Below are 14,154 nucleotides of genomic sequence, written 5' to 3' on the forward strand. Positions count from 1 at the left end.
ACCTTGTGCGCGAGGACCCCGCACGGAACGTTCCGTGCGGGGTCCTCGCGCGTACAGCGGCCGGTCAGTCCTGCTGCTCGGCGAGGCGGGCGATCGCCTCGTCGACGGTCAGCTCCTCGCGCTCGCCGGTGCGGCGGTCCTTCAGCTCCAGGACGCCCTCGGCCGAACGGCGGCCGGCGACCAGGATCTTCGGGACACCGATCAGCTCGGAGTCGGTGAACTTGACGCCGGGCGAGACGCCGGCGCGGTCGTCGACCAGCACGCGCAGGCCGGCGGCGGCCAGCTTGTCGGAGACGTCGAGGGCCAGTTCGGTCTGGAGGGCCTTGCCGGCGGCGACCACGTGCACATCGGCCGGGGCCACCTCGCGGGGCCAGCACAGGCCCTTGTCGTCGGCGGTCTGCTCGGCGAGGGCGGCCACCGCGCGGGAGACGCCGATGCCGTACGAGCCCATCGTGACGCGGACGGGCTTGCCCTGCTGGCCGAGCACGTCGAGCGCGAAGATGTCGGCGTACTTGCGGCCGAGCTGGAAGATGTGGCCGATCTCGATGGCGCGGTCGACCTGGAGGCCGGTGCCGCACTTGGGGCAGGGGTCGCCCGCCTCGACGACGACGACGTCCAGGTAGTCGTCGACCTCGAAGTCGCGGCCCGCGACGACGTTCTTGGCGTGCTTGCCCTCCTTGTTGGCGCCGGTGATCCAGGCGGTGCCGGCGGCGACACGGGGGTCGGCGATGTAGCGGACCTTCTCCAGGCCCTGCGGGCCGACGTAGCCGCGCACGAGGTCGGGGCGGCCCACGAAGTCCTCGGCGGTGACCAGCTCGACGACGGCCGGCGCCAGGTGCTCGCCGAGCTTGCCCAGGTCGACCTCGCGGTCACCGGGCACGCCCACGGCGACGATCTCGCCGTCGACCTTGACCAGCAGGTTCTTCAGGGTGGCGGAGGCCGGTACGCCGAGGTGGGCGGCCAGGGTCTCGATGGTCGGGGTGTCGGGGGTGTCCAGCTCCTCGACGGGCCCGACGCCCGAGGCGTCGCCGGGGGTGGCGTTGAAGGTCACGGCCTCGGTGTTGGCCGCGTAGTCGCAGTTCGGGCAGTCGACGAAGGTGTCCTCGCCGGCGGGCGCCGGGGCCAGGAACTCCTCGGAGGCGGAGCCGCCCATGGCGCCGGAGACCGCGGAGACGATGCGGTGGTCGAGACCGAGCCGCTCGAAGATGCGGATGTACGCGGCGCGGTGCAGCTGGTACGCCTCGGCCAGGCCCTCGTCGGTGGTGTCGAAGGAGTACGAGTCCTTCATCTGGAACTCGCGGCCGCGCAGCACACCGGCGCGGGGGCGGGCCTCGTCGCGGTACTTGGTCTGGATCTGGTACAGGATGACCGGCAGGTCCTTGTAGGACGAGCACATGTCCTTGACGACCTGGGTGAAGATCTCCTCGTGGGTGGGGCCGAGGAGGTAGTCGGAGCCCTTGCGGTCCTGGAGCCGGAACAGCAGGTCGCCGTACTCGTCGTACCGGCCGCTCGCCTCGTAGGGCTCCTTGGGCAGGAGCGCGGGGAGCAGGACCTCCTGGCCGCCGATGGCGTCCATCTCCTCGCGGACGACGCGGGTGATGTTCTCCAGGACCTTCTTGCCGAGCGGCAGCCAGGACCAGATTCCGGCGGCGGTGCGTCGTACGTAGCCGGCTCGGACGAGGAGCTTGTGGTTGAGCGTCTCGGCGTCCGCCGGGTCGTCGCGCAGTGTCTTGATCATCAATCGGGACATGCGCTGGACCTGGGCCATGGTGAACTCCTGCTCGGAAGGGTGGTGGGCCCGAGGTTAGCGGGGCGGCCCGTGCGGGCGGAAATCCATTCAGCGTGGGCGGCGCAGCGGGAGGGGTGCTCCCATGACCGCGTACGGCTTGGGGGCACTGGGGAAGAGCACCTGGCGGGCCAGGTCCTGGTAGCCGAGCGAGTGGTAGAGGCCGCGTGCCGGGCTGTCCGTGTCGATGGCGGAGAGGATCGAGCGGGGCCGGCCGACCGCGTCCGTGAGGGTGGTGATGAGGCTGCGTCCGATGCCCCGGTTCTGGAAGTCCGGGTGGACGTGCAGTTCGGTGACCACGAAGGAGTCGTCGAGCCAGTGGGCGCTGCCGGTGGCGCGGAGGTAGGGCTCGACGACGGTGGACCACCAGTGGCCGCGGTCGTTGGGCATGCCGTAGACGAAGCCGACGAGCCGGTCCTCGGGCGTCAGGGCGCCGAGCGCGCGGGCGTGCGGGTGGTCGAGGTGCCGGAGCACGATGTGGCGGCGCACCTCGATCTCCTCGGCGCCCAGGCCGAAGGCGACGGCCTGTACGGCGAGCGCCTCGTCGACGCGTGCGGCGAGGTCGATCGGCCCGATCCGGACGCCGGTGATGCGGGGGCCGCCCCCGAAAACTGCTGCCATGGACCGACCCTACTGTCCGGGCCGCTGTGGCGTGGCCCGGTCAGAACAGCACGCTCATGAAGGCACCGGTCTCCCGGAAGCCGATACGGCGGTATGCCTTGCGCGCGGGGGTGTTGTAGTCGTTGACGTACAGGCTGACGACCGGCGCGACGTCGGCCAGCGCGTACCGCAGCACGGCGGCCATGCCGGTCTCGGAGAGGCCGCGGCCGCGGTACTCGGGGGCGACCCACACGCCCTGGATCTGGCACGCCTGCGGTGTGGTGGCGCCGATCTCCGCCTTGAAGACGACCTTGCCGTCGTCGATCCGGGCGAAGGAGCGGCCGGCGCCGATGAGTTCGGCGACCCGGGCCTGGTAGAGGAGTCCGCCGTCGCCGGTCAGCGGGGAGACACCGACCTCCTCGGTGAACATGTCCACGCAGGCCGGCATCAGGATGTCCATCTCGTCCTTGCGGACGCGGCGCACGAGCGGGTCGGGTTCCACATCGGCGGACGGGCTCTCGGTGACCATGAGGGGCTGGTTGGCCCGGACTTCGCGGGCGGGGCCCCAGCCGGGTTCGAGGAGCCGCCACAGCTCGGCGGTGGGCTCGGCGGGTCCGACGATCGAGGAGCAGCGGCGGCCGGCCCGGCGGGCGCGGTCGGCGAAGGCGCGTACGGCTTCGGGGCCCGCGCAGATGGGGACGAGGTTGGCGCCCGAGTAGCACAGGGAGCGGAGCCGCCCGTCGGCGTACCAGCCCCACATCTCGCCGCCGAGGCGCCAGGGGTCGAGTCCGGCGATGTGGACGCGGGACGTCACGAAGGCGTTGGCCACGGGCTCGCTCTCCAGGACGGCGAGGGCGGCGCCGAGGTCGCTGGGTTCGAGGACCCGGGTAGTGGTGTGCGTCAACACGAGGGGGGCCTCACCATGCGGTCTGCTGATTTCCGCACTGTAACCGAAGAGCCTGTCGAACGCCGCCCGGGGCCGGAAACGGCTGTGCGCGGATGCCGTGAGCCCGCTCACGGACAGCGCCCCGCCGAGGGTTCCTCGGGGGGCGCTGCCGGGGTTCGCAAGGGGGTTCAGCTGATGGAGACCTCGGGCTCGCCGGAAGCGACGCCGTCCTTCTCCATCTGCTCGGCGATCTTCATGGCTTCCTCGATGAGGGTCTCCACGATCTTCGACTCGGGCACGGTCTTGATGACCTCGCCCTTGACGAAGATCTGGCCCTTGCCGTTGCCGGAGGCGACACCGAGGTCGGCCTCGCGGGCCTCGCCGGGGCCGTTGACGACGCAGCCCATGACGGCGACCCGCAGCGGGACCTCCATGCCCTCCAGGCCGGCGCTGACCTGGTCGGCGAGCTTGTAGACGTCGACCTGGGCGCGGCCGCAGGAGGGGCAGGAGACGATTTCGAGCCGGCGCTGCCGCAGGTTCAGCGACTCCAGGATCTGGATGCCGACCTTGACCTCTTCGGCGGGCGGCGCGGACAGCGAGACGCGGATGGTGTCGCCGATGCCCTCGCTGAGCAGGGCGCCGAAGGCGACTGCCGACTTGATGGTGCCCTGGAAGGCGGGGCCCGCCTCGGTGACGCCGAGGTGCAGCGGGTAGTCGCACTGGGCGGCGAGCTGGCGGTAGGCGTTGACCATCACGACCGGGTCGTTGTGCTTGACCGAGATCTTGATGTCGCGGAAGTCGTGCTCCTCGAAGAGCGACGCCTCCCAGAGCGCGGACTCGACGAGCGCCTCGGGGGTGGCCTTGCCGTACTTCTTCAGCAGCCGGGCGTCCAGCGAACCGGCGTTGACGCCGATCCGGATCGGCGTACCCGCGTCCTTCGCGGCGCGCGCGATCTCCTTGACCTTGTCGTCGAACTGCTTGATGTTGCCCGGGTTCACGCGCACCGCCGCACAGCCGGCGTCGATCGCCGCGAAGACGTACTTCGGCTGGAAGTGGATGTCCGCGATCACCGGGATCTGCGACTTCGAGGCGATCGTCTTCAGGGCGTCCGCGTCGTCCTGCGTCGGGCAGGCCACGCGCACGATCTGGCAGCCGGAGGCGGTGAGTTCGGCGATCTGCTGAAGCGTCGCGCCGATGTCCGACGTACGCGTCGTCGTCATCGACTGCACCGAGACCGGCGCGTCCCCTCCGACCGCCACCGATCCGACCTGGATCTTTCGGCTGGCCCGCCGTTCGGCGAGCTTGGTCGGAACGGCGGGCATTCCGAGAGAAATCGCAGTCATGCGCTGAGCATCCCCAAGGTGTGGATCGAGGTCCCGGTATCGGCGGGCTCCGGCCTTCGAGGTTACGTCACCGGGGGCGGCCGGGAGCACACCGCGTCCGGGCCCGTACGGAATGTCGGGCCCGCCGGACGCGCCCCGCGCACCGCCTGTCACTCGCGGTGCACCGAGCGCGTCCGGCGCCCCGCTCAGGTGATCTTGACGGGGTTGACCAGGTCGGCGACGAGGACGAGCAGGGTGAAGCAGATGAAGACCCCGGCGACCACGTAGGCGAGCGGCATCAGCTTGGCGACGTCGAACGGGCCGGGGTCGGGGCGCTTGAAGATCCGTGCCGTGTGCCGGCGCAGCGCCTCCCACAGGGCCCCCGCGATGTGGCCGCCGTCGAGCGGGAGCAGCGGCAGCATGTTGAAGAGGAACAGCGAGAGGTTGAAGCCGGCCAGCAGGAACAGCATCATCGCGACCTGGTTCTCCGCCGGGACGTCCAGCGTCATCACCTCGCCGCCGATGCGGGCCGCGCCGACGACACCGACCGGGGAGTCGGCGGCGCGCTCGCCGTCGCCGAAGACCGCGTCCCAGAGGGCGGGGATCTTGGAGGGCAGGGCGATGATCGAATCGACGCCGTCCTCCAGCATGTCGCCCATGCGGACGACCGAGTCGCCGAAGGAGAGCGGGATGATCTCCGGCTGGGCGGCGAAGCCGAGGTAGCCGGCGGTGACGTACTCGCCGGGGACGGTCTCGCCGTGGGAGTCCTTCTTGGCGACGGCGTTCTTCAGGAGGACCGCGTGCAGGTCCTTCTCCTGCCCGTCGCGTTCCACCGTGATGGTGGCGGGGCCGATGGTGTCGCGGATGCGGTCGGAGAGGGTGTCCCAGGAGTCCATCCGCTCGCCGTCGAAGGCGACGATCCTGTCGCCCTTCTTCAGTCCGGCGGCCTGCGCGGGCGAGACGGCATCGGACTTCTTGCAGGTCTGACGCTCGGCGCTCTGCGGGATGACGCACTTCTGGACGCCGGCGACCTCGGTGGTGTTGGTCTGGAAGCCGAAGGACATGGAGACGCCGAGGAAGATCGCCACGGCCAGGACCAGGTTCATGAAGGGGCCGGCGAACATGACGATGACGCGTTTCCACGGCTTGCGCGTGTAGAACAGGCGGCTCTCGTCACCCGGTTCCAGCTCCTCGAAGGCGGCCGATCTGGCGTCCTCGATCATGCCGCGCCAGGGCGAGGTGGAGCGGGCTTCGAGACGGCCGTCCGCGCCGGGCGGGAACATGCCGATCATGCGGATGTATCCGCCGGCCGGGATGGCCTTGATGCCGTACTCGGTGTCGCCCTTCTTGCGGGACCAGACGGTCGGGCCGAAGCCGACCATGTACTGGGGGACGCGGATGCCGAAGAGCTTGGCGGTCGACAGGTGGCCCAGCTCGTGCCAGGCGATGGAGAAGAGCAGACCGAAGGCGAAGACGGCGATGCCGAGGATCGTCAGCAGGATCGTCGTCATGCTCATGCGCGTGCCTCCGCAGTGGCCTTGGCCGAGAGTTCCCGGGCCCGGGTCCGTGCCCAGGTCTCCGCTTCAAGTACGTCCGCGACGGTGAGAGAAGTTCCCGACGCGGGCGTTCCGTGTTCGCCCACCACCGCGGTGACCGTGTCCATGATGCCGTTGAAGGGCAGCGCGCCGGACAGGAATGCGTCGACGCACTCTTCATTGGCGGCGTTGAAGACGGCGGGCGCGGTGCCGCCGAGGGCGCCCACGTGCCGGGCGAGGCCGACGGACGGGAACGCCTCGGTGTCCAGCGGGAAGAACTCCCAGGTGGACGCCTTGGTCCAGTCGAAGACGGGGGCCGCGTCGGGGACGCGCTGCGGCCAGCCGAGGCCGATGGCGATCGGGCCGGACATGTCGGGCGGGGTGGCCTGGGCGAGGGTGGAGCCGTCGGTGAACTCGACCATCGAGTGCACGTACGACTGGGGGTGGACGACGACCTCGATGCGGTCGAAGGGGACGTCGTAGAGCAGGTGCGCCTCGATGACTTCGAGGCCCTTGTTGACCAGGGTCGCCGAGTTGACCGTGATGACCGGGCCCATCGCCCAGGTGGGGTGCGCGAGGGCCTGTTCCCGGGTGACGTCCGCGAGCTCGCTCCTGGTCCGGCCGCGGAACGGACCACCGGACGCGGTGACGACGAGCCGGCGCACATCGGCGCGGGTACCGGCCGCGAGCGCCTGGAAGAGCGCCGCGTGCTCCGAGTCGACCGGGATGATCTGCCCCGGGGCGGCCAGCGCCTTGACCAGGGGCCCGCCGACGATCAGCGACTCCTTGTTCGCGAGCGCCAGGGTGCGGCCCGCCTCCAGGGCGGCCAGGGTAGGGGCGAGGCCGATGGAGCCGGTGATCCCGTTGAGCACGGTGTGGCAGTCGCTCGCGGCCAGCTCGGTCGCCGCGTCGGGTCCCGCGATGATCTCGGGAAGCGGCTCGGCGGTCCCGTACTCCCGCCGCAGGGCCTCGCGCAGGGCGGGTACGGCCTCGGGCGAGGCGACCCCGACCGCGCGCACCTTCAGCAGGCGGGCCTGCTCGGCGAGGAGGCCGACCCGGCCGCCGGCCGCGGACAGCGCGGTGACGCGGAAGCGGTCGGGGTTGCGCAGCACCAGGTCGATGGCCTGGGTACCGATGGACCCGGTGGAACCGAGGAGGACGAGATCCCGGCGGCCTTCCACGGCGTCGAAGACGAGGTGCGGGTCGGCGAGAGGGGCAGGGCTGTCGGTCATGGCCCCCATTGTCGCCGCTCGTTCTGTGTGCGGGGACAGGGTGTCCCGGATCACCCCGTGCGTGTCCCGTCCCCGCCTCCTCCCCTCAGGCGGTGGCTGCGGCGAACACCTCGTGGAAGCCGGGGAACGTCTTGCGTACGCAGCCGGGGTCATCGAACGTGATGCCGGGGGTGCGCAGGCCGGTGACGGCGAAGGACATCACGATGCGGTGGTCGCCGTGGCTCTCGATCTCCACGGGCCGGGGCGTGCCGGGCCGGATCTCGATCCAGTCGGGGCCCGTGGTGACCGTGATGCCCATGCGCCGCAGGTTGTCCGCGCACGCCTCCAGCCGGTCGCACTCCTTCACGCGGGTGTTGCCGACGTCCTCGATGCGTACGGGCCCCGAGGCGAAGGGGGCGATCGCGGCGAGCGTGGGCATGGTGTCGGAGATGTCGCGCATGTTGACGGTGAGACCGCTCAGGGTGCCGGTGGAGCGGACCGTGGTGGAGCCGGCCGACGTGTGCACGTCGGCGCCCATGCGGCGCAGTACGTCGGTGAACCGCAGGTCCCCCTGGAGGGCGCCCTCGCCGAGCCCGGGGACGGTGACCTCGCGGCCGGTGAGGGCCGCGGCGGCGAAGAAGTAGCTCGCGGTGGAGGCGTCGGGTTCGACGGCGTAGGCGGTGGCGCGGTAGCCGCCGGGCGGCACGGTGAAGACGGCGTCACCCGGCCCGCCCCGGGTGACCTCGACGCCGAAGGAGCGCATCATCGCGAGGGTGATCTCGATGTAGGGCGCCGAGACGAGGTCGGTGACGGTGATCCGCAGCCCGGTCTCCGTGAGCGGGCCGAGCATCAGCAGGGCGGTGAGGTACTGGCTGGACTGCCCGGCGTCCAGGGTGAGTTCGCCGCCCTTGATGCCGGCGGCCTCGATGCGCAGCGGGTGGTGGCCCTCGGCCTCCTCGTGGCGCAGGTCGACGCCGAGGGTGCGCAGGGCCCCGGTGAGCGGGGCGAGGGGGCGGCGGCGCATCTGCGCGGAGGCGTCGAAGCGGTAGCTGCCGCGGGCGCCGGCCGCCGCGAGGGCCGGCAGGAAGCGGGCGGTGGTGGCCCCGTCCCGGCAGTAGACGTCGGCCTCGGTGGCGGCGGGCCCGGCCGGGCGGCCGGTGATGTGCCACGCCTCCGCCTCCTGCTCGACCTCGTAGCCGAGCGCGGTCAGGCCTGCGGCGAAGCCCTCGGTGTCGTCGGAGCTGAGCGGGCGTACGAGTGTGCTGCGGCCGTGCGCGGCGGCGGCCAGGAAGAGGGCGCGCGCGGTGACGGACTTGGAACCGGGGACATGGATGACGGTCACGGGCGTCCATCCTGCCGTGGACCGTGGCATGCGGCGGGGCGCGTCCAGCGACTGGACGCGCCCCGCGGTGCGGCACCCGGTGGCCCGGAGCCCCGCCGGGTGCCCCGTGGCCCGGCAGACCGCGGCGCGGCGGCGGTGGCTCAGCGGATGGGCCGGTGGACGTTGTCCTTCGTGGAGGGGCCGGGGGTGGCGTCGGCGATCCAGGGGCCCTCGCCGCTCGGGTCGACCACACCCTCCTCCAGCCAGCCGTACGTACCGGACAGGACGCCGTCGACGACGCGCCGGTCCAGGTCGTCGGTGTTGGACCAGAGCCGGGTGAAGAGCTCCTCGACGCGGATGCGGGCCTGGCGGCAGAAGGCGTCGGCGAGCTGGTACGCCTCGCGGCCGTGCTCGTCCGTGGCGCGCAGGTGCTCGGCGCGGACGCAGGCGGCGCTCATCGCGAAGAGCTCCGCGCCGATGTCGACGATCCGGCCGAGGAAGCCCTGCTTGGTCTCCATCCGGCCCTGCCAGCGGGACATGGCGTAGAAGGTGGAGCGGGCGAGCTTGCGGGAGGCGCGTTCGACGTACCGCAGGTGCGTGGCCAGGTCCGGGTGGCCCGCCGGGTGGAACTCGGCGTAGGTGCGCGGGAGCTGGCCCGGGCCGGCGACGAGCTTGGGCAGCCACTTGGCGTAGAAACCGGCCGCGTTGGCGCCCGCCTTCGCCTTGGCGGAGAGCGGTTTGTCGGGGTCGATGATGTCGCCGGCGACCTTGAGGTGGGCGTCGACGGCCTCGCGGGCGATCAGCAGGTGCATGATCTCCGTGGAGCCCTCGAAGATCCGGTTGATCCGCATGTCGCGGAGCATCTGCTCGGCGGGTACGGCCCGTTCGCCGCGGGCTTTGAGCGATGCGGCGGTCTCGAAGCCGCGTCCGCCACGGATCTGGACCAGTTCGTCGGCGATTCTGCAGCCCATCTCGGAGCCGTACAGCTTGGCGAGCGCCGCTTCGATGCGGATGTCGTTGCGGTCCTCGTCGGCCATCTGCGAGGAGAGGTCGACCACGGCTTCGAGGGCGAAGGTGGTCGCGGCGATGAACGCGATCTTGGACCCGACGGCCTCGTGCCGGGCGACCGGCCTGCCCCACTGCTCGCGGACGGCCGACCACTCGCGGGCGATCTTGAGGCACCACTTGCCGGAACCGACGCACATCGCGGGCAGCGAGAGCCGGCCGGTGTTGAGCGTGGTGAGCGCGATCCTGAGCCCGGCGCCCTCGGGACCGATGCGGTTGGCGGCGGGGACGCGCACCTGGTGGAAGCGGGTGACGCCGTTCTCGATGCCGCGCAGGCCCATGAAGGCGTTGCGGTGCTCCACGGTGATGCCGGGGGCGTCCGCCTCGACGACGAACGCGGTGATGCCGCCCGGGTGGCCCTCCGACTTCGGGACCCGGGCCATGACGACCAGCAGGTCGGCGACGACCCCGTTGGTCGTCCACAGCTTGACCCCGTCCAGCACGTACTCGTCGCCGTCCGGGACGGCGGAGGTGGCCAGCCTCGCCGGGTCGGAGCCGACGTCCGGCTCGGTCAGCAGGAACGCGGAGATGTCCGTACGGGCCAGCCGGGGCAGGAAGGTGTCCTTCTGCTCCTGGCTGCCGAAGGTCTTCAGCGGCTGGGGCACACCGATGGACTGATGGGCGGAGAGCAGGGCGCCGATCGCCGGGCTCGCGGAACCGGCCAGCGCGAGGGCCCGGTTGTAGTAGACCTGGGTCAGGCCGAGGCCGCCGTACTTGACATCGATCTTCATGCCGAGCGCACCGAGTTCCTTGAGGCCGTTGATGACCTCGTCGGGAATCCGGGCCTCGCGTTCGATCAGCGCGCCGTCGACCCTGGTCTCGCAGAACTCGCGCAGCCGGGCGAGGAATTCCTCGCCGCGCCGGACGTCCTCGCCGGCGGGCTGCGGATGCGGGTGGATCAGGTCCAGGCGGAACCGGCCCAGGAAGAGTTCCTTGGCGAAACTGGGTTTGCGCCAGTCCCGTTCCCGCGCGTCCTCGGCGACCTGGCGCGCTTCGCGTTCGGTGACCTTGGGCGTGGGCTGTTGTGCGGATGGAGCGGACATGAGGAGCTCACCTCGCCGCGTCGTCGGGTGGGTGGACCCGGCAGGCGCACGGGCGGACGGAGACCGTCCGCCCGTGCGTACCTGTCCGGTTCTACTCGTCCGTATGTACCCGATTCCCGCCGCCCCCACCAGCCTCGGAGCGCCGATCGGGTCGGCCACCACTCCACTGCCCGCCGCCGCGTGCGGCATGCGCCGGCTTCAGAGAGCGAGGCCGGTGAGGACGAGGACGCGCTCGTAGGTGTAGTCGTCCATGGCGTACCGGACGCCCTCGCGGCCCACGCCGGACTGCTTGGCTCCGCCGTACGGCATCTGGTCGGCGCGGTACGAGGGGACGTCGCCGATGATCACGCCACCGACCTCCAGCGCGCGGTGGGCGCGGAAGGCGGCCTGGATGTCATGGGTGAACACGCCTGCCTGGAGCCCGTACTGCGAGGCGTTGACGGCGGCGAACGCCTCGGCCTCGCCGTTGACCTTCCGCACCGACAGGACCGGTCCGAAGACCTCCTCGGTGGCGAGGGTGACGCCGTCGGGCAGTCCGGTGAGGACGGTCGGCGCGTACGTCGAACCGTCGCGCTTGCCGCCCGCGAGCAGCTGGGCGCCCGCCGCGACGGCCTCGTCGACCCAGGACTCGACGCGCCGGGCGGCGGCCTCGTCGACGAGCGGGCCGACGTCGGTGGCGGGGTCGGAGGGGTCGCCGGTGACCTGGGCCTCCACGGCGGCGACGATCCGGGGCAGCAGCCGGTCGTGCACGGCCGCGTCGGCGATGACGCGCTGCACCGAGATGCAGGACTGGCCGCCCTGGTAGTTGGAGAAGGTCGCGATGCGGTGCGCGGCCCAGTCCAGGTCCTCGTCCGAGGCGTAGTCACCGAGCACGACGGCGGCCCCGTTGCCGCCGAGTTCCAGCGTGCAGTGCTTACGGGGCACCGAGTCCATGATCGCGTAGCCGACGGGGGCGGACCCGGTGAAGGAGATCACGGGCAGCCGCTCGTCCTGGACGAGGGCGGGCATCCGCTCGTTGGGGACCGTGAGGACCGACCAGGAGCCGGCCGGAAGGTCCGTCTCGGCCAGCAGCTCGCCCAGGACCAGCGAGGAGATCGGGGTCGCCGGGGCCGGCTTCAGGATGATCGGGACGCCGACGGCGATGGCCGGGGCGACCTTGTGGGCGCTCAGGTTCAGCGGGAAGTTGAAGGGCGCGATGCCGAGGACGGGGCCGCGCGGGAAACGCCGGGTCAGGGCGAGCCGCCCGGTGCCGCCGGCGTCGGTGTCCAGGCGCTGGGCCTCGCCGCTGTTGAACCGGCGGGCCTCCTCGGAGGCGAAGCGGAAGACGGACACGGCCCGTCCGACCTCGCCGCGCGCCCACTTGACGGGCTTGCCGTTCTCGGCGGAGATCAGCTGGGCGATCTCCTCGGTGCGCTCGGCCAGCCGGCGGGCCACGTGGTCCAGCGCGGCGGCCCGGACGTGGGCGGGGGTCGCGGCGAACTCCTCGCGCACGGCGTGCGCGGCGGCGACGGCCTCCTCGACCTGGGCCTCGGTCGGAACGCCGACGGTTCCGACGAGGCGCCCGTCCCAGGAGTTGGTGACGTCGAAGCTTTCCTCGCCGGTGGCCTGGCGGCCGGCCAGCCAGAAGGCGTGGGTGGAGGTCATGGAGTTCCGGCCCTTCGATGGCGTGGGATGTTTCCGCCCCCACGGTAGGGCCGGGAGGGCCGCCCGGCCTTTGTCCTGCGTGGAGCAGTACGGGGCCGGGGCGCGCCTTATCGGCCAGGGGGCGCGGTGACCTTCAGAGCGAGCCACAGCTCCATCCGGACGTCCGGGTCGTCCAGCGAGCGGCCGAGGATCTCCTCCACCCGCCGCATCCGGTAGCGCAGGGTGTGCCGGTGGACCCCGAGGTCGGCGGCGGCCGCGTCCCACTGGCCGTGGTGCGAGAGCCAGGCGCGCACCGAGGCGACCAGGTCGCCCCGGCCCTTGGCGTCGTGCTCGTACAGGGCACGCAGCATGCCGTCCGCGAAGGCCCGCACCGCGTCGTCGGCGAGCAGCGGCAGCACGGAGCCGGTGGCCAGTTCCGCGTGCTCGACCAGGGCCCTGCCCCGGCGGCGGGCCACCGAGAGGGCCTGTTCCGCCTGTTTGTACGCGGCGGACACGGCGACCGGGCCGGCCGGCGCGGACATGCCCACCACGACATCGGTCTCCTGGGCGGCGGCCGGCTCGCGCGGGGTCAGCTCGTCCTGCGCCGCGGCGTACGCCTCGCACGCGGTCACCGCCGCGCCGCCGTCGGCGGCCAGCACCAGGAGGCGTTCGCCCTCGGGCACCATCAGCAGGGTCTCGCCGGAACGGTCGGCGGCGGTGTCCATCGCGTCGGCGAGCAGCGCCGTGGCCGGGGGGTTCTGGGCCTCGGCGATCAGCAGCCGGAAGGGGGCGTCGAGCAGCCCGCCGTAGAGGTCCCCCGCGACGGCGCGGGCGTGGTCGGGCTGGCCGGCCAGCAGCATCCGCAGCACCGCCGCGCCGAGGCGCTGTTCGGCGCCCTGGAGGGCGCGGGAGCGGGCGGTGGTGAGGGTGAGCAGGGCGACCGCCGAGTGCACGGCGTAGCGCTCGGCGGTGCCGAGGGCCGCCCCGGTGCCGACGGCGAGGGCACCGCGGACCCGGCGGCCGGTGCCCAGGGACTGGAGTTCGACGCGGTCGTCGGTGTCGCCGACGACCATGCTGGCCGGGGCGGGGCGGGCGCGCAGCCGCTCCACTTCGGGGGTGAGCCGGGCGGCGCGACGGGCCGCCCAGTCGGGGGCGGCGGCCACGACGGCCCCGGTGGCGTCGTAGAGGGCGGCCCAGCCGTCGACGTGGGCGGCGAGCCGGGCGAGGAGGGCCGCGGGGCCGTCCCCGGCGAGCGCCGCGCTGGTGAGCTCGCGCTGCGCCTCGAAGCCGGCGGTGACGGCCCGGTACTGGTCGGCGGCGAGTTGCGAGGAGACGGCCTTGGTGATGGCGAGGAAGGGGGTGCGGCGCGGCACTTCGAGCAGCGGCAGACCGGCTTCCTCGGCGGCGCCGATCAGGGGCCGGGGCACCTCGTCGTAGTTGACTCCGACGGCGAAGCCGAGCCCGGCGACCCCGGCGTCGGCCAGCCTGCGCACGTACCGCCCCATCGCCTCCGGGTTCTCCGCGTCCAGGTTGGTCGCGGTGACCAGCAGCAGTTCGCCGCCCTCCATATAGGGGACGGGGTCGGTCAGCTCACTGGCGTGCGCCCAGCGCACCGGTGTGTCGAGGCTGTCCGCCCCCGCGCGCACCGTGAGTCTGAGCGCCGAGTGCTGGACGAGCGAGGCGAGCGTGGGCGGCATGGGGATGGGGCCTTCGGAAGGGGGGATTTCGCCGTCCCGTATGAACGGCTCGCTTCGATTCTGCC

10 protein-coding genes are annotated in these 14,154 nt (G+C 72.2%); all 10 read right to left on the bottom strand.

Going from position 1 to position 14,154, the window contains the following annotated elements; translation table 11 throughout:
• Positions 1-64: 64 nt before the first annotated feature.
• Positions 65-1,768: a proline--tRNA ligase gene (locus ABZ564_RS21830; RefSeq protein WP_360858883.1), complete on the bottom strand. Its 1,704-nt coding sequence runs from the start codon at positions 1,766-1,768 to the stop codon at positions 65-67.
• 69 nt (positions 1,769-1,837) lie between these two features.
• A complete protein-coding gene (locus tag ABZ564_RS21835) occupies positions 1,838-2,407 on the bottom strand; it encodes a GNAT family N-acetyltransferase (RefSeq protein ID WP_360858886.1) in 570 nt (189 codons plus the stop codon).
• A 40-nt stretch (positions 2,408-2,447) separates the two neighbouring features.
• A complete protein-coding gene (locus ABZ564_RS21840; RefSeq protein ID WP_360858889.1) occupies positions 2,448-3,293 on the bottom strand; it encodes a GNAT family N-acetyltransferase in 846 nt (281 codons plus the stop codon).
• Between the two features lie 167 nt (positions 3,294-3,460).
• Positions 3,461-4,615, bottom strand: coding sequence for a flavodoxin-dependent (E)-4-hydroxy-3-methylbut-2-enyl-diphosphate synthase (gene ispG / locus ABZ564_RS21845; RefSeq protein ID WP_360858892.1), 1,155 nt, complete (start codon positions 4,613-4,615; stop codon positions 3,461-3,463).
• A 185-nt stretch (positions 4,616-4,800) separates the two neighbouring features.
• Positions 4,801-6,111, bottom strand: coding sequence for a site-2 protease family protein (locus ABZ564_RS21850; RefSeq protein WP_360858895.1), 1,311 nt, complete (start codon positions 6,109-6,111; stop codon positions 4,801-4,803).
• Positions 6,108-7,361 (bottom strand): 1-deoxy-D-xylulose-5-phosphate reductoisomerase, encoded by a 1,254-nt coding sequence (gene dxr, locus ABZ564_RS21855; protein ID WP_360858898.1) that lies wholly within the window; start codon positions 7,359-7,361, stop codon positions 6,108-6,110. The genes ABZ564_RS21850 and dxr overlap by 4 nt, the downstream gene beginning before the upstream one ends.
• An 85-nt stretch (positions 7,362-7,446) precedes the next feature.
• Positions 7,447-8,682 carry a 3-phosphoshikimate 1-carboxyvinyltransferase gene (gene aroA, locus ABZ564_RS21860; protein ID WP_360858901.1) on the bottom strand — a complete coding sequence of 412 codons (1,236 nt, stop codon included), beginning with the start codon at positions 8,680-8,682 and terminating at the stop codon, positions 7,447-7,449.
• Positions 8,683-8,822: 140 nt separating this feature from the next.
• Positions 8,823-10,769, bottom strand: coding sequence for an acyl-CoA dehydrogenase family protein (locus tag ABZ564_RS21865; protein WP_360858904.1), 1,947 nt, complete (start codon positions 10,767-10,769; stop codon positions 8,823-8,825).
• A 198-nt stretch (positions 10,770-10,967) separates the two neighbouring features.
• On the bottom strand, positions 10,968-12,413 hold the full coding sequence (locus ABZ564_RS21870; RefSeq protein WP_360858907.1) for an aldehyde dehydrogenase family protein: 1,446 nt from the start codon (positions 12,411-12,413) through the stop codon (positions 10,968-10,970).
• Between the two features lie 107 nt (positions 12,414-12,520).
• Positions 12,521-14,089: a PucR family transcriptional regulator gene (locus ABZ564_RS21875; protein WP_360858910.1), complete on the bottom strand. Its 1,569-nt coding sequence runs from the start codon at positions 14,087-14,089 to the stop codon at positions 12,521-12,523.
• Positions 14,090-14,154 lie beyond the last annotated feature (65 nt).

The organism is Streptomyces sp. NPDC019224 (assembly GCF_040632605.1).
Taxonomy (GTDB): domain Bacteria; phylum Actinomycetota; class Actinomycetes; order Streptomycetales; family Streptomycetaceae; genus Streptomyces.

Excerpts from the sequence above, each read along its gene's own strand:
- ABZ564_RS21830 (WP_360858883.1), bottom strand. The coding sequence starts at position 1,768 with ATGGCCCAGGTCCAGCGCATGTCCCGATTGATGATCAAGACACTGCGC.
- ABZ564_RS21835 (WP_360858886.1), bottom strand. The coding sequence starts at position 2,407 with ATGGCAGCAGTTTTCGGGGGCGGCCCCCGCATCACCGGCGTCCGGATC.
- ispG (WP_360858892.1), bottom strand. The coding sequence starts at position 4,615 with ATGACTGCGATTTCTCTCGGAATGCCCGCCGTTCCGACCAAGCTCGCC.
- ABZ564_RS21850 (WP_360858895.1), bottom strand. The coding sequence starts at position 6,111 with ATGAGCATGACGACGATCCTGCTGACGATCCTCGGCATCGCCGTCTTC.
- dxr (WP_360858898.1), bottom strand. The coding sequence starts at position 7,361 with ATGACCGACAGCCCTGCCCCTCTCGCCGACCCGCACCTCGTCTTCGAC.
- ABZ564_RS21865 (WP_360858904.1), bottom strand. The coding sequence starts at position 10,769 with ATGTCCGCTCCATCCGCACAACAGCCCACGCCCAAGGTCACCGAACGC.
- ABZ564_RS21870 (WP_360858907.1), bottom strand. The coding sequence starts at position 12,413 with ATGACCTCCACCCACGCCTTCTGGCTGGCCGGCCGCCAGGCCACCGGC.
- ABZ564_RS21875 (WP_360858910.1), bottom strand. The coding sequence starts at position 14,089 with ATGCCGCCCACGCTCGCCTCGCTCGTCCAGCACTCGGCGCTCAGACTC.